Consider the following 20,324-nt stretch of genomic DNA (forward strand, 5'->3'; position numbering starts at 1 on the left):
ACTAGGCCACGGACTGGTTGTCGCCACTTAGCATGGCCAGGACCATTTCCTTCTCCACGTTCATGCGGTTTTTCACGCTGGCCTGCACGCTGGCCGTGGAGGAGCCGAATTGTGATTTGCGGCTGTCGTAAACCTTGTCGATGAGTTTTTGCGCGAACTGGTGTTCAGGTTGTTCCGTGCCGATGGCTTTGATGGCCCGTCCGAAGATCCTGGCCGCTCCGCCGGCTCCATGCTGAACCGCCGTGCTCCAAAGCGCTTCGCGGGCCGCGGATGGCATGGTGTCCATGTCCACGCCGGTTCGTGCCAAAATCTTGTCGCGGGCGGGGGCGTAATGGGTGGCCTCGATGAAATCTCGTTGCAGCGCGCCGAATTTATCCGGGTCTTCGGCCGCGATTTCACGCCAGACATCCGGCATGCGTCCCCGGGTCGAGCCCGTGTCCGCGGGTCCGGCAGCCTTGAGTTTCGAGGCCCAGCCTGGCTCCTTGTCACGCAGGAATGCGATGAAGTCCTTCATGGTGCCGGGCTTGGACGCGATCTGATAGGTTCCGTAGGATGTGCCGCCGTTTCTGTCATGGCCGATGGCGTTCACGCCCGATGTTCCGGACTCGAAGGTCGCGGACAGGGAGCCTGTCGGGCTCTGCCTGCGGGAACTTCGCGCCTGGCCTGTCCCCGCGTCCGAGGAAGACTGCTGCTTCATGATGGCGGCCAGTCCGTGCAGGGCATCCCGCATGAGGGAATTTTCCATGGATGAGCCGCCAAGGTTCGCGCTCAATTCATTTATGTCTTTGGTTCCCAGGGCCTGACGCATGTGGCTTTGAAACCCGTCCTCCAGCGCCGCCTTGTGGCTCCTGCGCTCGGGCTTGGTTCCCATGAGGGTCATCAGTTGGATGGGATCAAGAAGGCTCATGTAACGTCTCCATGTCAAAATCGTGTCGCTGGCGGTGCTTCAGGGCAATCTTAGCAGATTTTGGGCCAGACCCGGGCAGGTCAGGCATGGCGCGGGCGGAGCGTTTTTTCGGCGGGATGCCGGGAATTTTTTTCTGGTTTGTCGGATGTGGTTGGTCTGATTGTGATCGCGGCGGCTTGGCTGCCGTCAACCTTTTTCCTTGAGTGGAACGCATGCATCTGAGATCTTTTGAGTATTTTCGAGCGGTTGCGATTGTTCTGATTGTAATCGGCCATTGCTACGGCATCACCGGATGGGTGATCGACAGTTTTGGCGAGCGGGTGCTGGCCAATCTGATTTCAGGCGGGACATCCCTTTTCGTTTTCATTTCAGGATTTCTTTTTCATCATGTTTTCTATCCCAAATTTGTTTATCGCAAATTTTTGGAAAAGAAATTCAAGAATGTGTACGTACCGTATCTCATTTTGTCCGTTCTGCCCGTTATCTGGGCATTGGTCATAAAAGCGCCATTTCCGGAGTTTTATTTTGGTCCTGAAGCTACTTTTTACGATCAGATAGTCCGTCCGACACTTCTGTACTACTGGTATGGAGGCGTCATGGTTTATTGGTATATTCCGTTCATAATGGCCATGTTTATAATATCTCCTTTGTTTATTTGGTTTATAAGAATAGATCTACGTAAAAAGATATACATAATATCAATTCTTTCTTTGATATCGATTTTAATGCATAGGCCTGTGAATAATTGGTCCATAGTTCAGTCTGTGATATATTTTTCTCCAGTCTACATGTTTGGTATTTTATGTTCAATGGAAAGAGATTTTATATATGATAACTTTAAGGGCAAGGATTTTCACCTGCTGGGATGTGTGATTTTTCTGGCATTGGTGCAGGCAGCTTTTTTCGAAGCATCCGGAAACTTGCAGAAAAATCCATTTGAATTCAACTGGATAGACATAGCATTTATACAGAAGCAGATTCTGTGCGTTTATTTTATGGTTTTTCTGCACAAATACGAACATATTGATAGCACGCTGCTTAAAACACTGGCTGGCTCAAGTTTTGCCATTTATTTTCTGCATGGCTGGATCATCTATCTCATTTCAACGGTTCAGTCATATTACAGGCCCTATTACGGGCTGCATCTTTTGCCCATCCTGTCGCCGCTTGTCATCTGGGCCTCCTATGCAGTGGCCAAACGGGTCAAAAGAGCCTTTCCCAACAAAAGCCGCATGCTCATCGGTTGGTAAGAGATCAGCTGTTTGGCTATCCTTTCATGACGCCGGGGCAGTGTTCCGACACTGGCCCGGGCGCGTGGAAGGAGGCATTCGGCTTTGCTTGATTCCTTCCCTTTTCTTCGTCAGCGCGTTATGAGGCATACAAGAAGCCCAGGAATGCACCCGTGTTCCAGGGCTTGGGAGCCTTCTCATGCGTCTTGCTTTTTTCCAATCCTTGCGGGCCATGCTTTTCGGCCTGGTACTGCTGTCGGTGCTGCCGGCACTGGGAATCATTTTGCTCAATGGACTCCAGAGCCGCGACAATGCATTTCGCCACGCCGAGGGAGAGTTGGTCCGGATAGTCACGGCCATGGCCGGGGTGCAGCAAAGGACCTCCGAGGTGACCCGGCAGACTCTTTCGACCTTGTCGGTCATGGATCGGGTTCAAAACCGGGATGTCGATGGCTGCATGGCGATCTTCAAGCGAATTCTGCTTCACAACCCTCTTTATACCAACCTCGCCCTGACTGATCCAAAAGGGGAGGTACTGGCTTCGGCCGTGCCCATGTCCTTCGGCAGTCTTGCGGACCGCAAGCATTTCAGGGACGCCATGCGCACCAGGGATTTTTCTCCGGGAGAATTTATCGTTTCCAGGGGGACCTCGATTCCGTCCTTTCCATTCGCCTATCCCCTCCTGGATGAGCGGGGGCAGGTTAAAGGGGTTCTTACCGTGGCTCTCGATCTGACCAGGCTTCATTCATTTTTTGTCGGGCAGCATCTACCAGACGATTCCTTTCTGGGCATTGCCGATCATGAGGGCAGACGCATCTACAGGTCCGTCGTCGATGAATCTTTTCCCCTTGGGGAATTCGTCAGTCCTGTAGCCTGGGCGAAATCGAAGCAGGGCGGGGACAGCGGGGTTTTTGTCAGCAAGGGCTCCGACGGCCTCAGCCGCATGAACGCGTTTTGCAAGATCAGACACGCACACGGGGCGGAACCGTACATGACCCTCTTTGTCGGAGTGCCCGAGGCTTCCATTGGCGCCGACGCCCATAAAGCAATGGCCACGGGCCTCCTTCTGTCTGCCTGCGCGGCCCTGCTGGCCCTGGTCATGGCCTGGGTTGCGGAGAGGACCTTTGTCATGCCCAGAATCAACGCGCTGGTCATGGCCGCCGAGCGTTTCCGGACCGGCGACTACACCAGGCCCACCGGGGTGGACCATGACGCCGGAGAACTGGGGCTTGTGGCCGAAGCCCTCGACCGCATGGCGCTGGAGCGACGGATAGCGCAGGAGGATCTGCACAGGGCCAAGGAAGCTGCCGAGGACGCATCCCGCAGCAAATCCGAATTTCTGGCCAACATGAGTCATGAAATACGAACGCCCCTCAATGGCGTATTGAGCATGTTGCAACTGCTTCAGACCACGGAACCCGATGTCGAGCAGCAGGAATATCTCGAAGCGGCCATTCGCTCCACGAATCGGCTCTCCCGTCTGCTTTCCGACATTCTCGATCTGTCCCGCATCGAATCCAACAAGCTGGTCATCCAGGAGGAAAGTTTCGCCTTTGCCGATGTGCGGCAGAGCATCATCGATATTTTCGGTGTTCCGGCCCACGAGAAGGGGGTGCGGCTGGAAGTGCGTGCAGACCCTCGCATCCCTGCCCATCTGTTTGGCGATGAGGTCAGACTGAGGCAGATTCTCTTCAATCTGGTGGGCAACGCCGTCAAGTTCACACCGAAGGGGCGGATCGATGTACGTTTTGTCCTTGTCTCGGCGGCGGGGGAATCTCCCTGCCGGATCCGCTGCACGGTCCAGGACAGCGGAGTGGGCATTCCAGGCGAACGTCTCAATGATATTTTCGAGCCGTTCATTCAGGTCGACGGCTCCTGTGTGCGCACGCATCAGGGCGCGGGCCTGGGGCTGGCCATCGTGCGTCGTCTGGTGGATCTCATGCATGGGCAGATACAGATCGAAAGCGTGCAGGGCGAGGGCACCTCGGTCGCCGTGACCCTTCCTTTTGCCGTTGGGTCGAGCGATCTTGCGCGGACGCAATACGAGGGGATGGAGGAAGACCTTGGCGGGCGACGCTTTCTGCTGGTGGAGGACGACGGGGTGAACCGCATGGCCATGGAGCGGATTCTGGCAAAGTTCGGCTGCGAGGTCATAAGCGCCACCAATGGCCGTGAAGCCATCAAAATACTTGAGCGCGAGCACGTCGATCTGGTTTTCATGGACGTGCAGATGCCGGTCATGGACGGGATGGAGGCCACGGGGATCATTCGGGAAGAGCTTGGCAAGGACGTCCCCATAGTGGCCATGACCGCCTACGCCATGGCCGGAGACCGGGAGCGCTTCCTGCAAGCCGGGATGGATGCCTACATCGCCAAGCCCGTGGACATGGCGCATTTGAAAGAGACCATCATCTCGATTCTCTCCAGAAGATGATATTTCACGGGGCCGATGCGAAAGTTTTTTCTGCCGGGACCGGAGTGTGCGTTCAGGCTCTTGCGGCGCCGGCCGGACATGGAATGGGCTGAAAATTTTTTTGCCATTGTCTTGTCTTCACGGTGTCATGCACTTGTCGAAATTGATTGAGATTGATACATGTTTATTTGGCTTTTCCTACACACTTATAAGGAGAATTACGCATGAAACGGATTGTTTTGATGATCGTTTTTCTAATGGCCGGTTCATCCCTGGCCATGGCCGATACCCTCCAGCTGCTGACCTGGAAAGGGTACGCCCCCAAGGAGCTGGTGGACAAGTTCGAGGCCGAGACGGGAGTGAAGGTCGAGGTGACCTATTCCAACAACGAGGAAATGATCGCCAAGCTGCGGGCTACGCGCGGGGCGGGCTTTGATCTGGCCCAGCCCAGTCAGGACCGCATCTCCTCGGTGCAGGAAGAGTTTGGCATCTATCAGCCCATCGATTACTCCAGAATCGAGGCCGATCTGTTCATTCCCTCCATGCTCGAAGCCGTGAAGAAGAACACACTGGTCGGCGGCCAGTCGCACGCGGTTCCCTTCTGCTGGGGCACCTCCGGTCTGGTGGTCAACACCGCGAAGGCCAAGGACGCGACCTCCTGGAAAGCCCTCATCGACCCGCAGTACAAGGGCCGCATCAGCTACCGCCTGAAACGTCCGGTCCTCATCGGTCTGGGTTTTGCGCTGGGTTACGACCCCTTTGCCCTCTACGGTGACGAAAAGGCCTACGCCGAGATGCTCTCCAAGATCGAGGCCGAACTGATCAAGGCCAAGCCCCTGGTCAAGAACTACTGGGCCAACGGCGACCAGTTGCTCGAATCCGTGCGTTCCGGCGAAGTGACCGTGGCCGAGGCATGGGACAACGGCGGATGGAAGCTGCACGAAGACAACAAGGACATCGACTTCGTGGCTCCGGCCGAGGGCGCCCTGGGCTGGATCGACACCTTCACCATTCCGGCCAAGGCCAAGAACGTCGACGCGGCCTACAAGTGGATCAACTTTATGCTGAAGCCCGAAAACAGCGGCTATTTCACTTCCGCCGAGAAGACCCCCACGGCCTCCAAGGGCGCCGGTCCGTTCATCGATCCGGCTTTCCAGGCCAATTTCGATCGTTCCTTCCCGCAGGCGACCATCGACAACATCAAATGGTATCCGCCCGTTCCCGCCAACCTTGAGGCCATGGAAGGCAAGGTGCTGGACAAGGTCAAGGCCTCCAACTAAGCACGAAAGGTCCGAAGCCTGCCGGCTTCGGACCTCATTTTTTTCTTTTTTCCCACAACGGAAGGCGCATGCAATTCGATTTGGTCATTACCGGTCTGGTCAAGAGGTTCGGGACGTTTTCGGCTGTTGACGATGTCTCCTTTTCCGTGCCCAAGGGCTCCTTTTTCTCCATCCTCGGTCCTTCCGGGTGCGGCAAGACCACGCTTCTGCGCATGATCGCCGGATTCGAGGAGTGCACCAGCGGGAGTATCGAGATCAGCGAACAGGACATGCGCGGGGTGACGCCCAACAACAGGCCCGTCAATCTGGTCTTTCAACATCTGGCCCTTTTTCCGATGATGGACGTGGCCGAGAACATCGCCTTCGGCCTGAAGCGGCGCAATGTGCCTGCCGCCGAGATCCGCCGTCGCACGGAGGAAATCCTGGAACGGGTGGACCTGCCCGGATTCGGCGCCAAGCGCATCCAGCAGCTCTCCGGCGGTCAGAAGCAGCGTGTGGCCATCGCCCGGTGCCTGGTGCTCGATCCCAAGGTCCTGTTGCTGGACGAGCCGCTGGGCGCCCTTGACCTGAAGCTCAGGGAACAGATGAAGGTCGAGCTCAAGAAGCTCCAGGCCAAGATCGGCACGACCTTTGTCTACATCACCCACGATCAGTCCGAAGCCCTGGTTATGTCCGACACCGTGGCGGTCATGAACAGGGGACGCTTTGAGCAGGTCGGCTCCCCGCAGGAGCTCTACGGCGATCCGCATACCCCTTTCGTGGCGGGATTCGTGGGCGACAACAACCGCTGGGCCGGAAGCGTGGAGGACATGGACGACCACACGGTGCTCATCCGCACGGATGAGAACCTGGTTTTTCGCGCCCGCAAGAAGGCCGATGCGCGCAAGGGCCCGGCCACCCTTTTTCTGCGACCCGAGGCCATGGTCATCGAGCCGCCCGACCCGGCCGGGCTCAACACCTTCGGCGTCACGGTCAAGGCCATCCTCTTTGACGGGGCCAACAGCCGCCTGCTGACCGCCACCGCGAGCGGTCACGAATTGCTCGTGGCCCTGCCCCAGAACCGCGCCTTCGATCACATCCGTCCCGGCGAGGACATCACCCTGGGCTGGCATCCCGAGTCCGGCATCGCATTCGCGCGGGAGGAGACGCCATGAAGCGCTCCGGCCTGTTCTGGATATTTCTGGCCCCGGTGCTGATGTGGCTTGTTCTGCTCATCGTGCTGCCGCATTTGGATCTGCTCATCCTGAGCTTCCGGGTCGGCAAGAGCTGGAGCCTCGAAAATTACGGCAATTTCTTTCTGGAGCCCATCTACTGGCTGACCTTCGTGCGCACGGCGGCCTATTCCGTCATCACCACTTTTCTGACCCTGATCGTGTCCCTGCCCGTGGCCTTCTACATCACCAAACTCTCCCGGCCGGGGGTGCGCGGTTTTCTGATGGTCCTTCTGCTGCTGCCGTTCTGGGTCAGCGAACTGGTGCGGGTTTACGGCTGGATGATCCTGCTGCGCGAATCAGGGGTCATCAATTATTTTCTGCTGCAGCTTGGCCTTGTTTCGCGGCCCATCGAGATGCTCTACAATGACGCGACCATGATCATGGGCCTTGTGTACACGTCCATGCTCTTCATGGTCGTGCCGCTGGTCTCGGTCATGGAGAGCCTGGACGACAGCCTGGTCGAGGCCGCCTACGACCTGGGCGCGAGCAAGTCCTGCATCTGGCGCACGATCATCATTCCGCACTGCAAGCCGGGCATCACGTCCGGCTCCATCGTGGTCTTCATGCTGGTGCTCGGCAACTACCTGACCCCCAACCTCATGGGCGGCAAGAACTCGCTGTGGTTCACGGAGCAGATCTACAACCAGTTCATCGCCAGCTTCAACTGGAACCAGGGCGCTGCCTTTGGCTTTTTGCTGCTGGTGTTGAGTTCGGGCATCATCTGGGTGGGCCTCAGGCTCTCGGGCCAGCGCCTGGGCGAGGTGGCCTCATGATCCGCTCGCTGCCCAGATCCCGGGCCTACGACCGCGCCTTCGTGGTCTTCATACTGCTCTATTTCTTTTTTCTGTTCGCGCCGCTCCTGGTGACCTGCGTGCTGGCCTTCAACAATTCCGATTTTCCGTCCCTGCCCTGGCGCGGCTTCACCCTGGACTGGTTCTTTTCGGCCGGGCCGAAACGGGTCGGCATCTTCGAGGACGCAGACAACCTGCGCGCCATCTGGGTCAGTTTCCAGACCGCGCTGTGGGTCTCGGTTTCATGCGTGGTGGTGGGGGTGTGCGCCGCGTTTCTGTTCGAGCAGGAGAATTTCAGGGGCAAGAATTTTCTGTATTTCCTGATGCTCGCCCCGCTGGTCATTCCGGGCGTGATCCTTGGCATCTCCATTTTGCTGGGGGCGACAACGGCGGGAATCTATTTCGAGGATCACTGGAACCTGGATTTCGATCTTTTCAGGCCCAGCTTCTGGCTGGTCGTGGTGGGGCAGTTTTCCTTCATCACCACCTTCGTCACGCTGGTGGTTTCGGCCAAGCTGCGCAAGTTCGACCACTCCCTGGAAGAGGCGGCCCTGAACCTCGGCGCGACACGTTTTCAGGTCATCTGGCACATCACCCTGCGCTATCTGCGTTCGTCGATCATCGGCTCCGGGGCCGTGGCCTTCCTGATGAGCTTCGAGAATTTCAACACCACCCTCTTTCTGGTCGGCTCGCAGCCCACCCTGCCCATCAATCTGTATCTGCAGGTCCGCGACGGTTCGACGCCGGTCATAAACGCCGTCTCGCTTCTGCTCATCATCGGCACGTCCGTGCTGGCCCTGACCAATCTGTACCTTGATCGCAAGGAAGACCTGAAGTGAAAACCCGCTCCGCCAGTCACGCGCCGGCGGGGCAGGCGGATGGTTCAGGCAAGATCCCGGGCCGCTGCCCGTGAGCGTTCGCTTGCGTCTCCGGGGCTGATCCAGCGCCGAACTTCCCGGAACACCTCGCGAGAGTGAAGCATGGCCACATGGCTCACCGGCCGTGTGGTCATCTCTTCCCATCCCGGAGCCTTGCAGCGCAGGGCCGCGTTGGGCAGCACCATGTTGTCCGCGGGGGAATGCAGGGCCAGGCGGCGCACGTGGGAGGGTAGCGGCAAGCGCGTGACCGCGCGCACGGTTTCGCCTTCGTAGCGAAGATATCTGCCCAGCGAGGACAGCGCAAAGGGCGAGAGCTTGCTTCCGGCGAAGGGCGTGCCCATGGTCACGAGGCTCTTTACGCGGCTTGAGTCCTCAAGCCCCGCCAGCGCCGACCACAGGAGCAATCCGCCCATGCTGTGCCCGACCAGATGCACCTCCCGGTCCGGATGCGCGGCCAGCAGGGATTCGAGATCTTTGCGCAGACCGGCGACGGTCTCGTCCCATCCTGAGTTCCAGCTCGCATAGGAGAAGCAGACCGTGGCGAAACCGTGGCCCTGCATCCAGCGTCGAAAGAGAATCCAGGCGCTCTGGTTGTGGAAGAGCCCGTGCACGAGCACCACCAGTTCCCCTCCGCCGCTCGGCTCCTTCCAGAGACGCGGCCACAGACCCAGGGGGTGCAGCAGCAGGATCGCCATTTCGCTGACGATGCTGCGCAGGGCGGTTTTCCCGGCCAGGCTCAGGAAGGGTCCCAGCGGCTTGCCCGCCTGGTTGCTCTCCTCGTAACAGTACAGCGTGTAGGTCAGGAGGGCGAGAATGAGTGTCGTCGCGAGAAAGACGGTCAGCAGAAATGTGATCATGGGTGTACCCTTGCCCGGAATTTCGGATCGTTGTCGAGGTGGCGGACGAGTTTGCGATGACCGGCCGGAAAGGCCAGTTGCATGATTTCGGACCAGTTGGCCCAGCGATGTTCCTGGGCGGCCTGGAGGTTCAGCTCCTCCGGGCTTGAGAGCAGGGTCACGACAAAGGCGTGCAGGGTCACGCGAAAGCGCGTGAAGGAATGTTTGAAGGAGGCGATGGGCTCGGGATGGTTCACGATCAGCCGCGTCTCTTCCATGTATTCGCGGATCACGGCCTCCCGCGGCGTCTCTCCCGCTTCCACGACTCCGCCCGGAAACTCCCAGAGGTTGCCCCAGACGTCATCGGCCAGCCTTTTTTGCGTCAGGATGCGGCCGTCGTGGATCAGTATCCCCGTGGCCATGGTCAGATAGATGGGGGAGGGAGCTTTGGTCACGACAGGCCGTTCCTCCTGAACTCCGGCTTCCCTGGCCCGGCACCAGTCCGCCAGCGTGCAGCGCGGGCAGGATGGATTTCTGGGCGTGCAGACGAGGCTGCCGAATTCCATCAGCGCCTGGTTGAAGTCCCGCGCATGTCCTTTTGGCAGGAGGCGCTGCCCGTATTCGCTGATCTCTTTCTGGGCCTGACGGGATTTTACTGGTTGCTCGATGTTGTACAGACGGCTAACGAGCCGTTCGACGTTGGCGTCCACGACGCAGACATCCTGCCCGAAGGCGATGCTGGCGATGGCCCGGGCAGTGTAGGGGCCGATCCCGGGCAGGGCCAGCAGCGCTTCCATCGAGGGCGGCAGGGTTCCGCCGTGGCGCTCCATGACCATTTGCGCCGCCTTGTGCAGATTGCGGGCGCGCGAATAGTAGCCAAGGCCCTCCCAGAGTTTCAGGACCTCGTCTTGCGGAGCCTGCGCCAGACTGCTCACGTCCGGGAAGCGTGCGATCCAGCGTCTGAAGTATTCGACGCCGCGCTCCATCTGGGTCTGCTGGAGCATGATCTCCGAGATCCAGACGTGATAGGGACTGTAGGTCTCACGCCATGGCAGGTCTCGCTTGTGGCGGGAAAACCAGTCCAGCAGGGCGTCTGCGATGAGCGTTTCGGAAGCTGCGCCGTTTGGTGGCAGTGAAGGCATTGACGGGTTTCCGTGGTTCGGGGTTGACGGGATGGATTTACCTTGCGCGGGAAATGTGAAATCTGTGTTCTGCAATGGTCAGCGCTCGGCGCGCTGTCAAGGGTGGTCCGAAATTGTCGCTCAGGGAGATTTGATGTCTGTTGCTTGTGTCCAGCTTGCGGCCGTGATCGCGGTCCGTGTCCATGACCATTGCTTGGGCGGGTCCGGAGCATGATATCCGTCGCGTTGCCGTGCTACAATTCCGGGGACGGCCTTGCGGCCTGCCTGGACAGCCTGCTGGCCCAGACCTTGGAGGATTTCGAGGTCGTGGCCGTCAACGACGGGTCCCTTGACGACACCCTCGCCCTGCTCCGGAGCTATGCGGCCCGGGATTCCAGAATCCGCGTTTTCGACCGCCCGCACGGGGGCGTGGTGCAGGCCATGAATTTTGCCGTGGAACAGTGCCAGGGCGAGTACGTGGCCCGCATGGACAGCGACGATGTCTGCCTGCCGCGCCGTCTTGAGCTGCAAAAGGCCCATCTTGACCGCCACCCCCACCTGGGCCTGGTCGGCGGGCGGGTCCGCTTCGGCGGCGATCCCGAGACCGGCCGGGGCTACAAGGCCTACGTGGACTGGACCAACACCCTGGTGACGGAGGAGGAGATCTCCCTGTCACGTTTCGTGGAATCGCCTTATGCCAATCCAAGCATAATGTTCCGCAAAGAGCTTGTCAGCCGGTGCGGCCCGTTTTATGACGGCCCGTTTCCCGAAGATTACGAATTTTTGCTGCGCCTGATGGCCGCCGGCGTGCGCATGGACAAGGTTCCCCAGGAGGTGCTGATCTGGAATGATCCGCCTTCCCGGCTCACGCGCACGGACCCCCGCTACGACCCCGATGCATTCTACCGTACCAAGGCCGAATACCTGGCCCGGTGGCTTGCCTTGAGGGGGATCGAACGGGTGTCGATCATCGGCGGCGGGCGCATCACCCGGCGTCGGGCCCTGATGCTTGAGGAACACGGCATTGTCATCGATTGCTGGCTGGAGGTCGATCAAAACAAGATCGGCGGACGGGCCGGCGGTCGTCCGGTCTGTTCATGGCACGAAGTGGGCGCTCCGCGGGGGGAATTTCTCCTGTCCTATGTGGGGAACAGGGGAGCCGGGGCGCGCATCGCCTCGGAACTGGAAGAGCGGGGCTGGATTGCCGGGATACATTTTCTGCTGGCCGCCTGAAGGGCCGGCATCACACTTTTACACGTTGAGGTGCTTATTATGGATCTGATCAAATTTGCCGAAGAAATGGAGACTGTGCTCAAAGCGGCCGCGACCGAAAGCGAGCTGGTTTCTCCGGCCTCGGAAGACGGCGCCATCTGGGGTTTTGAACTTGGCGAGGACGCTAGCGGCTTTCTGTCCCTGGAATCCAACCAGGGCACCCTCGATGTGCCCACGGTGACCGTGTCCCTGTCCCTGGGTTCCATCGAAGAGGTGAGCAAGGAAGACCTGATGGATCTCTTGATCATCAACGGCGACCTGCTCGGTGCTTCCCTGACCATCACCCCGCCGCTTGGCGAAGAGCAGGAGGAGTTCCTCATGCTGCAGACCAAGTTCGTGGCTTCGGACTTCTCCGAAGACATGTTCAACAAGTCCGTCACTTCCCTCATGACCCAGATGTCCATCTTCTTCGAAGCGGAATAATGTCCAAGATTACCGTTCAAGCTGTTTCCAAGGCGTATTCCGGAGTGGATCTCTTCATGGGCCTGTCCATGGAGGTCCATTCCGGGACCCGTCTCGCCCTGGTTGGTCCCAACGGGTGCGGCAAGTCCACGCTGCTCAGGATCATGGCCGGTGAAACCGCGCCCGATTCCGGCAAGGTGACGGTGCCCAAGGGGTCCCAGATAGGATTCGTGCGTCAGGAACTGGGTGCGGTCGATCTGGCCAAGCCCCTGCAGGAGTTCGTGCTGGAAGTGCTGCCCTCGTGGGGGGAATTCTGGACGCAGTGGCGCGCCGCCCTGGATCGGGGCGACGAGGCCGCCCTGATCCGGCTGCACGACCGGCAGGAGGAACTTGAGCATCAGTACGGGTACAACCCCGAGCACAGGGCTCATGCCATCCTTTCCGGTCTGGGCTTTGCGCCCTCCGTCTTTTCCCGTCCCGTGGGCGAGCTGAGCGGCGGCTGGCGCGAACGGGCCAAACTGGCCCGGGTGCTGGTGGCCGGGGCGGACATCCTCTTTCTGGACGAGCCGACCAACCACCTCGACCTGGAGGCTGTGGAGTGGCTTGAATCCTATGTGCTGAGCTTCGAGGGCGTTCTCGTCTTCGTGGCTCACGATCGCTATTTTCTGGACCGGGTCGCGAACAAGGTCCTGTTTCTCGGCGGCGAGAAGCCCTTCCTGCGGGACGGCAATTTCACCCAGTTTCTGGAATGGAACGCCGAACGCAACGATCAGATCCGGCGACAGGCGGACAAGCTGCGCACGGAAATAGGCAAGAAGCAGGCCTTCGTGGATCGTTTCCGGGCCAAGGCCACCAAGGCCAAACAGGCCCAGAGCCGGCTCGGTCAGATCGGCAAGCTGCAAAACGAGCTTCAGACCCTGACCCCCGAGACCCGCGCCCGCACCCTGTCTTTTAGCTGGCCCGAGCCCGAGCGGGGCAACCAGACCGTGCTGTCCGCCGTGGAACTGTCCTTTTCCTTTCCGGATTCGGCCCTGTTTTCGGACCTGTCCTTCAATATCTATCGCGGTCAAAAAATCGGCCTGGTAGGTCCCAACGGCCGAGGCAAATCGACCCTGATCAAGCTCATCACCGGCCAGTTGAAGCCGAGCCAGGGGCGGATCAACATGGGGTCGAGCATCGTCACCGGATACTTCAGCCAGCACCAGACTGACATCGTGCGCCCGACCTTCACGGTCATGTCCGAGATCAAGCGGCTGGCCTCGCCGTCATGCACGGATCTGCAACTCAAGTCCGCCCTTGGCCTGTTCATGCTTGGCGAACGCTACTGGGAAAAGAAGGTCGAGGACCTGAGCGGCGGCGAAAAGAACCGCCTGGTGCTGAGCACCCTTTTCCTGAGCCGTGCCAATTTCCTCATCCTGGACGAACCGACCAACCATCTGGACATGGAGAGCCGCGAGGCCCTCATGGACGCGCTCTCGGCGTATCAGGGCACCATGCTGGTGGTCGCCCATGACAGGTACCTCTTGAGCGAGGTGGTGAGCGAAATCTGGGAACTGCATGCCGACGGCATCGAGGTGCATCAGTGCGGCTTTGACGAATACCACGCCCGCAAGAAGGCGCGGGAGGCTCAGGAGCAGGAAAAGCCAGACATGACCCGTGCGGTGCGCAACGAGCAGAAGCTCAAGAAGCGCGAGCAGGCCGAGATGCGCAACAGGATCTATCAGCAGCTCAAGCCCCTGCGCAAGAAATACGAGAAGCTCGAAGCTGAGCTTGAAGCCAATCTGGTCGAGCAGGAAACCCTGGAGACGCGGCTGGCCGATCCTGCAACCTATGAAGACGTGGTCCTGTCCCGGGAACTCGGGCAGCGCTTCGCGGCATTGCAGGACAGGGCCGAAGAGCTGATGTCGGATCTGGCCTATCTGGAAAAGGAACTCCAGGAGCTTGAGATTCAGAGGGATGCATGAGCGCGGACGCCATTGACGTGGTGGCCGCGATCATCGTGCGCGAAGGCAGGTTCCTGGCCGCCCGGCGCTCGGCATCCATGACCGAGCCGGGATTCTGGGAGTTTCCGGGCGGCAAGGTCGAGGCCGAGGAGACGCTTGGTCAGGCACTTGTGCGGGAACTGGAAGAGGAATTATCCATTGCAATAGATGCTTTTTCCCTCTGGAAAGTAAAGGAAAAAAAGGTTAAGGCAGGTGCAATTCGGCTCTTCTTTCATCTTGTGACGGAATTTTCCGGCGCACCAACGCCGCGTGAAGGTCAGGAACTGGCCTGGATCACTTGTGAAGAAGCCCGGGGTTACTCTTTTTTGCCGGCCGACGAGGAAATTCTGTCCGAACTTTCTGCATGCCTGCAAACGCTTTGACCCCCCACCGGATTCGCGGCAGCGATTGGTTACGTATTTTTCCGACCCAACTTCTGGAGGACGTTCATGCCTGTCTTCATCTATAAGGCTAAAACACGCGGCGGTAGATCGGTCAAAGGGGATTTGGACGCTCCAAGCCTTGAATTTGCCGAAAACATCCTGCGGCGCAAGGGATACGGCAATGTTCGGGTCAAGCCGAAACCCAAGGACATCCTGGAAGGCACCTTTCTTGAGGGCGGTGTGTCCGATCGGGACATGGTCGTCTTCAGTCGGCAGTTCGCCACCATGATCAATGCAGGCGTGCCCATCCTGCAGGCCTTGCAGATCATGTGCGAGCAGACCGAAAATCCAAAGCTGCGCCGCAAGCTCTACGCGGTCAGAAACGACATCGAGGGCGGCAGCTCCCTGTACGAAGCCCTCAAAAAGCATCCCGACATTTTTGACGCCCTCTACTCCAACATGGTCAACGCCGGCGAGACCGGCGGTATCCTGGACCAGGTCCTGCTGCGTCTGGCCGAATACATCGAAAAAGCCGCCAAGCTCAAAGCCAAGATCAAGGGTGCCATGATTTATCCGGGCGTGGTCGTGACCGTGGCCGTGGCGGTCATCGCGGTCATCCTCATCTTCGTCATCCCGACCTTCGAGCAGATGTTCAGCGAATCGGGCGGCGCGCTTCCCCTGCCGACCCAGATAGTCATCAACATGAGTAATTTCGTCATCAACAATTTCATGTTGCTTGTCGCGGGCATCATCGCCTTCATTGTCGCCTTCAAGTTCTTCTACAAGTGGGAGAAGGGGCAGATCATCGTCGATCGCTGGATACTTTTCGTGCCCGTCTTCGGGCCCCTGCTGCGCAAGGCCGCCGTGGCCAAGTTCAGCCGGACGCTGGCCACCATGGTCTCAAGCGGCGTGCCGATCCTGAACGCCCTCGACATCGTCTCGCGCACATCGGGCAACAAGACCGTGGAAAAAGGCGTGCTCGAAGCCAAAAAATCCATCGCCGAGGGCCAGAGCCTGGCCGAGCCCCTGGATGACACGGGCGTATTTCCCCCCATGGTCATCCACATGATAGCCATCGGCGAGACCACGGGCGCCCTTGACTCCATGCTCTCGAAAATCGCGGATTTCTACGATGACGAGGTCGATGTGGCCGTGGACGCCCTGACTTCACTCATCGAACCCATCATGATCGTTTTCCTTGGCGTCGTCGTTGGCGGACTGGTCATCAGCATGTACCTGCCCATCTTCTCCATCGCCGACACCGTAGCCTGACAGGTCGCCCAAAAACGGCGACCTGCTGCGTCAGCGAAAAAAGCCGGACGGCTTGTGCATGCGCATGACTGCGCGTCCTGGCTTTTTTCGCGTCCTTGCATTGCATCATTTTTCAAGCGGCCTGTGAATTTTGGATTTTTCAACAATCAGTCAAAGTCCGGGAGTTTTTCGTGCGCATTGCCCAGTTGCTCCAGCAGCAGGAACCATTCCTGTCACTGGAGTTCTTTCCCCCCAAGGACCGGGCGCAGTGGCCCGGTTTTTTTGACGTCGTACGCCAACTGCGCGACCTTGGCCCCCTGTTCTGCTCCGTGACCTACGGTGCGGGCGGGAGCACTCAGCACAACACGCTTGAGATCGTGACCCGCATGAAGCAGGAATACGGCCTTGAGCCGCTGGCGCACCTGACCTGTGTCGGCGCGGACAGGGCGCGCATCGGCTCCTTCCTGTCCGGTCTGGCCCAGGCTGGGGTGGACAACGTCCTGGCCCTGCGCGGCGATCCCCCGCGCGGCGAGAGCACCTTCACACCCGACAGCGAGGAGTTCCAGCACGGCAGCGATCTGGTCTCCTTCATCCGGCAGGATTTTTCCGATCTGTCCATCGGCGTGGCCGGGTATCCCGAAAAGCATCCCGAGGCCCCAAGCATGGATGACGATCTTGAGCGCCTGCGGCACAAGGTGGCCTGCGGGGCGGATTTCATCATCACGCAGCTATTTTTCGACAACGACGCCTATTTCGATTTCGTGGCCCGGGCCAGGGCGGTCGGCATCGGCGTGCCCATCATTCCGGGTATTCTGCCGGTCCAGAACCTGGCGGCCCTGAAGCGGATGCTTTCCTTTTGCGGCGCTTCCGTGCCCGAAGGCTACATGAGCGACCTGGAACACGTGCACAAGGTCTACGGAGAGAGCGGGGTGCGGGGACTGGGGCTTGGCTACGCCAAGAGCCAGATCCGAAATCTGCTTGACCGGGGAGCCCCTGGAGTGCATCTCTACACTCTTAACAAAGCTGACACTTGCCTTGATATCTGGAAGGATTTTTTGCGCAGGGACGGGCTGAAGTAACATATTTTGGAGGCGATGATGAAGAAGAATCCCGTAGTGGCCGTGGTTGGCGCGACTGGCGCCGTTGGCAGAGAGATGCTCGATACGTTGGTTCGCCGGAATTTTCCCCACTCGGAAGTGCGGGCTCTTGCCTCTTCGCGCTCCGCGGGCAGCAAGGTGGAATTCGGTTCGAAGACGCTGACGGTGCAGGAGCTGACCGAAGATTCCTTCGTCGGCGTTGATCTGGCCCTTTTTTCCGCCGGTGGCTCCACGTCCGAGAAATTTGCGCCCTGCGCGGTCAAGTCCGGCTGCGTGGTGGTCGACAACTCCAGCGCCTGGCGCATGGACCCGGCCGTTCCCCTGGTCGTGCCCGAAGTCAATCCGGACGACCTTTCCTGGCACAAGGGCATCATCGCCAACCCCAACTGTTCGACCATCCAGATGGTCGTGGCCCTGAAACCCATCCATGACGCGGCCCGCATCAAGCGTGTCGTGGTCTCCACCTATCAGGCTGTTTCCGGCACCGGCCAGAAGGCCATCGTCGAACTGGAAAATCAGGTGCGCCAGCTTTTCAACGGTCAGGAGAGCACCAATTCGGTCTATCCGCATCGCATCGCCTTCAACTGCCTGCCGCAGATCGACGTCTTCCTGGACAACGAGTACACCAAGGAAGAGATGAAGATGGTCCTTGAGACCAAGAAGATCATGGGCGACGACTCCATCCGCCTCACGGCCACAACGGTGCGCGTGCCTGTCTTCTACGGGCACAGCGAGAGCGTGAACATCGAGACCGAGAAGAAGCTGACTTCCAAGGAGGCCCGCGCCATCCTGTCCCAGGCTCCCGGCGTGCGCGTTCTCGATAATCCTGGCGAGAAGATCTATCCCATGCCCATTCTCGCGGCGGGCGAGGATGAAACCTTCGTGGGTCGCATCCGCGAGGACGAGAGCATCGAGAACGGTCTGAACATGTTCATCGTGGCCGACAACATCCGTAAGGGAGCGGCCCTGAACGCCGTCCAGATCGCGGAAGTGCTCCTGGAAAGAGGTCTTTTGCGCATAGCGTAAACGCTGGACGCGTTTTCTGGTTTGTCCGCACGCCCCGAACCGAATATCGGCTTGGGGCGTGTTTTGCGAGCGGGGCGCAATGAAGCGCGGCTTGCCGTCATGGAGGGAAAAATGGTCGAAATCGGCAATGAGCAGCTCTTTTGGGAGCGGTTGCAGGCACTCCCGCGTCCCGGCGAGGAGAATTTCCTGGCTTTCTACGATCACCGGCTGGGTGCGATTTTTACCAATCCGCGCCTCATGCTCATCCCCCTCGATGACCACCTCGTGCATCGCGGCGACGGCGTTTTCGAGGCGCTGCGTTTCGAGGACGGGGCCATCTATCAGCTGGGCGAGCATCTGCTGCGCCTGGAGCGTTCCGCAGGCGCCATCGGACTTGCGCTGCCGATCGGCACCGCCGAACTCGATGACCTGATCCGGCAGGTCTGCGTGGTCAGCAAGGCGGACGAAGGCAATGTCATGGTTTTTGTGGGGCGCGGTCCTGGCGGGTTCACCCTGGATACCCGCGAATGCCCGCATCCGAGCCTTTACATCGTGGTCAAGCGTTTCGCCCGCAAGCCCGAATCCTTCTGGACCGCCGGGGTCAGCGCGGTGCGCACGCGCATTCCGGCCAAACAGGGCTGGATGTCCCAGATCAAGAGCGTGAACTATCTGCCCAACGTGCTCATGAAAAAGGACGCCGTGGAGCAGGGCGCCGACTACCCGCTGTGCTTCGACGGTGACGGATTCCTGGCCGAAGGTTCCACCGAGAACGCCGTTCTGGTGGACCGGGACGGGGTTTTCGTCGTGCCGGAGCTCAAGAATGCCCTCATGGGTACGACCCTCAAACGGGCCATGAGCCTGGCCGGAGGTTTCATGCCGGTCGCCACCCGTCCCGTGCCCGAGTCCGAACTTTACGACTGCCGCGAGATCATTCTTCTCGGGACGAGCATCGACGCGGTCGGCGTGGTCCGGTACAACGGCCGCGTCGTGGGCGACGGCGTCCCCGGCCCGGTCAGCCTGCGTCTGCGCGAACTGCTGGTGGCGGACCGCAAGGCCCATGGCCAGCCGCTGCTGCGGACATGAACGATCAGATGGCGGCCAGTGACAGGGCGGCGCTCGGGGCTGCGGGGGTGACGCATCTGGATCTTGGATGCGAATACCGCGGAGGCCAGCGCCAGGTCATTTATCTTGCCGTTGAGCAGCACAAGGCCGGGATGCAGGTGCTCGTGGCCGCGCCGCAGGGTTCGCCCATCCTTGATGCGGCCCTTGAGTCCGGGCTGGCGATTGCGCCGTTGCCCCGCAGGCGTGATTACCATCCCCTGAATCTGGCCGCGCTGCTCCGCCGTCTTCCGGCCTCGCCGCACATTCTTCACACTCACGACGCCCGTGCCGCCTCCCTTGGGGCCTTGGCACATCTTTTCCGGCGGGACCTGACCCTGGTTCATACCAGGCGGGTTTCCTATGCCCTGGGTCAAGGCTGGAGCCGCTGGAAATACCGCCTTGGGACCCTGGTGGCCTGTGTCAGCCGGGAAGTGGAGGATGTGGTTCGCCGCGCGGGAATTTCCCGGACCATGGTCATTCCCAGCGCCATCGTGCTTGGCAGGTATGCGCGCAGGGAGCCCGGAAACGGGGGGCGGATGGGTATCATCGGCGCTCTCTCCCCGCAGAAGGGACATGCCCAGTTTTTTGAGGCGCTCTCCCTTCTGCCATATGTCCCGGAGGTCTGGGTGGTGGGCGCAGGGGCTTTGGAAGCCGAACTCAGGCGTCAGGCCGAAAGCCTGGGCCTTTCCGGACGAATCGTGTGGAAAGGGTACGTCGAGAGCTCCCTGGTTCTCCCCAGCCTTGACATACTGGTTGTGCCCTCGGCTCATGGCGAGGGGTCCAGCGGGGTCGTCAAGGAGGGATGGGCCGCGGGCGTGCCCGTGGTCTGCTCCGATCTCCCCGCCAACCTCGAACTGGTCCGCGACGAGGCCAACGGGCTTGTCTTCGCCAACGGCGATCCGTCTTCCCTTGCGCGGCAACTTGAGCGCCTGCTTGAAGACTCTGCCCTAGGTGAAAAGCTCGCCCGGGCAGGAAACCATGATGTCGCGGCCTATGATGCATCCGCGATGCATACTGCATATCTGCGGGCCTACGCCTCGGTTCTTTCTCCCCTTCCCTGACGGTCGATCAAGGCCTCCATGGCCTTTGCATCGTTTTGGCTTTCTCCTCGAGTCCCTTTTTTTCTCACTGCCCCCGCGTGACGTTTCATCGCAACCTTTGC

18 protein-coding genes are annotated in these 20,324 nt (G+C 59.6%); 15 read left to right on the forward strand and 3 right to left on the reverse strand.

The window, feature by feature from the left end:
* Position 1: 1 nt before the first annotated feature.
* On the reverse strand, positions 2 to 907 hold the full coding sequence (locus BMZ24_RS08085; protein WP_092191083.1) for a VgrG-related protein: 906 nt from the start codon (positions 905 to 907) through the stop codon (positions 2 to 4).
* A 212-nt stretch (positions 908 to 1,119) separates the two neighbouring features.
* Here BMZ24_RS08085 and BMZ24_RS08090 point away from each other — a divergent pair, with 212 nt between their 5' ends.
* The 6 genes from BMZ24_RS08090 (at position 1,120) to BMZ24_RS08115 (ending at position 8,673) form a co-directional block, all read left to right on the forward strand.
* Positions 1,120 to 2,157 carry an acyltransferase family protein gene (locus tag BMZ24_RS08090; RefSeq protein WP_092191085.1) on the forward strand — a complete coding sequence of 346 codons (1,038 nt, stop codon included), beginning with the start codon at positions 1,120 to 1,122 and terminating at the stop codon, positions 2,155 to 2,157.
* Between the two features lie 178 nt (positions 2,158 to 2,335).
* Positions 2,336 to 4,570, forward strand: a complete 2,235-nt coding sequence (locus tag BMZ24_RS08095; protein WP_092191087.1) for a response regulator — start codon at positions 2,336 to 2,338, stop codon at positions 4,568 to 4,570.
* A gap of 203 nt (positions 4,571 to 4,773) precedes the next feature.
* Positions 4,774 to 5,829, forward strand: coding sequence for an extracellular solute-binding protein (locus BMZ24_RS08100; RefSeq protein WP_092191089.1), 1,056 nt, complete (start codon positions 4,774 to 4,776; stop codon positions 5,827 to 5,829).
* A 68-nt stretch (positions 5,830 to 5,897) separates the two neighbouring features.
* A complete protein-coding gene (locus BMZ24_RS08105; protein WP_092191091.1) occupies positions 5,898 to 6,983 on the forward strand; it encodes an ABC transporter ATP-binding protein in 1,086 nt (361 codons plus the stop codon).
* Positions 6,980 to 7,816, forward strand: coding sequence for an ABC transporter permease (locus BMZ24_RS08110; protein WP_092191093.1), 837 nt, complete (start codon positions 6,980 to 6,982; stop codon positions 7,814 to 7,816). The genes BMZ24_RS08105 and BMZ24_RS08110 overlap by 4 nt, the downstream gene beginning before the upstream one ends.
* On the forward strand, positions 7,813 to 8,673 hold the full coding sequence (locus BMZ24_RS08115) for an ABC transporter permease (RefSeq protein WP_092191095.1): 861 nt from the start codon (positions 7,813 to 7,815) through the stop codon (positions 8,671 to 8,673). Before BMZ24_RS08110 ends, BMZ24_RS08115 begins: the two co-directional genes overlap by 4 nt.
* Positions 8,674 to 8,717: 44 nt before the next feature.
* Here BMZ24_RS08115 and BMZ24_RS08120 read toward each other — a convergent pair whose 3' ends face one another.
* Both BMZ24_RS08120 and mutY read right to left on the reverse strand, forming a co-directional pair.
* Entirely contained in the window at positions 8,718 to 9,569 is an 852-nt protein-coding gene (locus BMZ24_RS08120) for an alpha/beta fold hydrolase (RefSeq protein ID WP_092191097.1), read from the reverse strand.
* On the reverse strand, positions 9,566 to 10,690 hold the full coding sequence (mutY, locus tag BMZ24_RS08125) for an A/G-specific adenine glycosylase (protein ID WP_167364139.1): 1,125 nt from the start codon (positions 10,688 to 10,690) through the stop codon (positions 9,566 to 9,568). The genes BMZ24_RS08120 and mutY overlap by 4 nt, the downstream gene beginning before the upstream one ends.
* A 210-nt stretch (positions 10,691 to 10,900) precedes the next feature.
* Between mutY and BMZ24_RS08130 the strand changes: the two genes are divergently transcribed.
* The 9 genes from BMZ24_RS08130 (at position 10,901) to BMZ24_RS08170 (ending at position 20,223) form a co-directional block, all read left to right on the forward strand.
* Positions 10,901 to 11,902, forward strand: a complete 1,002-nt coding sequence (locus tag BMZ24_RS08130) for a glycosyltransferase family 2 protein (RefSeq protein ID WP_092191099.1) — start codon at positions 10,901 to 10,903, stop codon at positions 11,900 to 11,902.
* A 39-nt stretch (positions 11,903 to 11,941) separates the two neighbouring features.
* Positions 11,942 to 12,364: a hypothetical protein gene (locus tag BMZ24_RS08135; RefSeq protein WP_092191101.1), complete on the forward strand. Its 423-nt coding sequence runs from the start codon at positions 11,942 to 11,944 to the stop codon at positions 12,362 to 12,364.
* Positions 12,364 to 14,307, forward strand: a complete 1,944-nt coding sequence (abc-f, locus tag BMZ24_RS08140) for a ribosomal protection-like ABC-F family protein (RefSeq protein ID WP_092191103.1) — start codon at positions 12,364 to 12,366, stop codon at positions 14,305 to 14,307. The genes BMZ24_RS08135 and abc-f overlap by 1 nt, the downstream gene beginning before the upstream one ends.
* Positions 14,304 to 14,708 (forward strand): (deoxy)nucleoside triphosphate pyrophosphohydrolase, encoded by a 405-nt coding sequence (locus tag BMZ24_RS08145; RefSeq protein ID WP_092191105.1) that lies wholly within the window; start codon positions 14,304 to 14,306, stop codon positions 14,706 to 14,708. Before abc-f ends, BMZ24_RS08145 begins: the two co-directional genes overlap by 4 nt.
* A gap of 66 nt (positions 14,709 to 14,774) precedes the next feature.
* Positions 14,775 to 15,980 (forward strand): type II secretion system F family protein, encoded by a 1,206-nt coding sequence (locus tag BMZ24_RS08150; protein ID WP_092191107.1) that lies wholly within the window; start codon positions 14,775 to 14,777, stop codon positions 15,978 to 15,980.
* 170 nt (positions 15,981 to 16,150) lie between these two features.
* On the forward strand, positions 16,151 to 17,038 hold the full coding sequence (gene metF / locus BMZ24_RS08155) for a methylenetetrahydrofolate reductase [NAD(P)H] (protein ID WP_092191109.1): 888 nt from the start codon (positions 16,151 to 16,153) through the stop codon (positions 17,036 to 17,038).
* A gap of 18 nt (positions 17,039 to 17,056) precedes the next feature.
* A complete protein-coding gene (locus tag BMZ24_RS08160; RefSeq protein ID WP_425266268.1) occupies positions 17,057 to 18,082 on the forward strand; it encodes an aspartate-semialdehyde dehydrogenase in 1,026 nt (341 codons plus the stop codon).
* A gap of 111 nt (positions 18,083 to 18,193) precedes the next feature.
* Positions 18,194 to 19,144: an aminotransferase class IV gene (locus tag BMZ24_RS08165; RefSeq protein WP_092191113.1), complete on the forward strand. Its 951-nt coding sequence runs from the start codon at positions 18,194 to 18,196 to the stop codon at positions 19,142 to 19,144.
* Positions 19,141 to 20,223 carry a glycosyltransferase family 4 protein gene (locus BMZ24_RS08170; RefSeq protein WP_092191115.1) on the forward strand — a complete coding sequence of 361 codons (1,083 nt, stop codon included), beginning with the start codon at positions 19,141 to 19,143 and terminating at the stop codon, positions 20,221 to 20,223. Before BMZ24_RS08165 ends, BMZ24_RS08170 begins: the two co-directional genes overlap by 4 nt.
* The last annotated feature ends 101 nt before the right edge of the window (positions 20,224 to 20,324 follow it).

It is taken from the genome of Desulfomicrobium norvegicum, from assembly GCF_900114595.1.
Lineage (GTDB): Bacteria > Desulfobacterota > Desulfovibrionia > Desulfovibrionales > Desulfomicrobiaceae > Desulfomicrobium > Desulfomicrobium macestii.

Bases quoted from the DNA above. Each gene is read 5' to 3' on its own strand.
- BMZ24_RS08095 (WP_092191087.1), top strand. From the start codon at position 2,336: ATGCGTCTTGCTTTTTTCCAATCCTTGCGGGCCATGCTTTTCGGCCTG.
- BMZ24_RS08100 (WP_092191089.1), top strand. From the start codon at position 4,774: ATGAAACGGATTGTTTTGATGATCGTTTTTCTAATGGCCGGTTCATCC.
- abc-f (WP_092191103.1), top strand. From the start codon at position 12,364: ATGTCCAAGATTACCGTTCAAGCTGTTTCCAAGGCGTATTCCGGAGTG.
- BMZ24_RS08135 (WP_092191101.1), top strand. From the start codon at position 11,942: ATGGATCTGATCAAATTTGCCGAAGAAATGGAGACTGTGCTCAAAGCG.
- BMZ24_RS08085 (WP_092191083.1), bottom strand. From the start codon at position 907: ATGAGCCTTCTTGATCCCATCCAACTGATGACCCTCATGGGAACCAAG.
- BMZ24_RS08145 (WP_092191105.1), top strand. From the start codon at position 14,304: ATGAGCGCGGACGCCATTGACGTGGTGGCCGCGATCATCGTGCGCGAA.
- BMZ24_RS08130 (WP_092191099.1), top strand. From the start codon at position 10,901: ATGATATCCGTCGCGTTGCCGTGCTACAATTCCGGGGACGGCCTTGCG.
- mutY (WP_167364139.1), bottom strand. From the start codon at position 10,690: ATGCCTTCACTGCCACCAAACGGCGCAGCTTCCGAAACGCTCATCGCA.
- BMZ24_RS08110 (WP_092191093.1), top strand. From the start codon at position 6,980: ATGAAGCGCTCCGGCCTGTTCTGGATATTTCTGGCCCCGGTGCTGATG.
- BMZ24_RS08120 (WP_092191097.1), bottom strand. From the start codon at position 9,569: ATGATCACATTTCTGCTGACCGTCTTTCTCGCGACGACACTCATTCTC.
- BMZ24_RS08160 (WP_425266268.1), top strand. From the start codon at position 17,057: ATGAAGAAGAATCCCGTAGTGGCCGTGGTTGGCGCGACTGGCGCCGTT.
- BMZ24_RS08150 (WP_092191107.1), top strand. From the start codon at position 14,775: ATGCCTGTCTTCATCTATAAGGCTAAAACACGCGGCGGTAGATCGGTC.
- BMZ24_RS08090 (WP_092191085.1), top strand. From the start codon at position 1,120: ATGCATCTGAGATCTTTTGAGTATTTTCGAGCGGTTGCGATTGTTCTG.
- BMZ24_RS08170 (WP_092191115.1), top strand. From the start codon at position 19,141: ATGAACGATCAGATGGCGGCCAGTGACAGGGCGGCGCTCGGGGCTGCG.
- BMZ24_RS08165 (WP_092191113.1), top strand. From the start codon at position 18,194: ATGGTCGAAATCGGCAATGAGCAGCTCTTTTGGGAGCGGTTGCAGGCA.
- BMZ24_RS08105 (WP_092191091.1), top strand. From the start codon at position 5,898: ATGCAATTCGATTTGGTCATTACCGGTCTGGTCAAGAGGTTCGGGACG.
- BMZ24_RS08115 (WP_092191095.1), top strand. From the start codon at position 7,813: ATGATCCGCTCGCTGCCCAGATCCCGGGCCTACGACCGCGCCTTCGTG.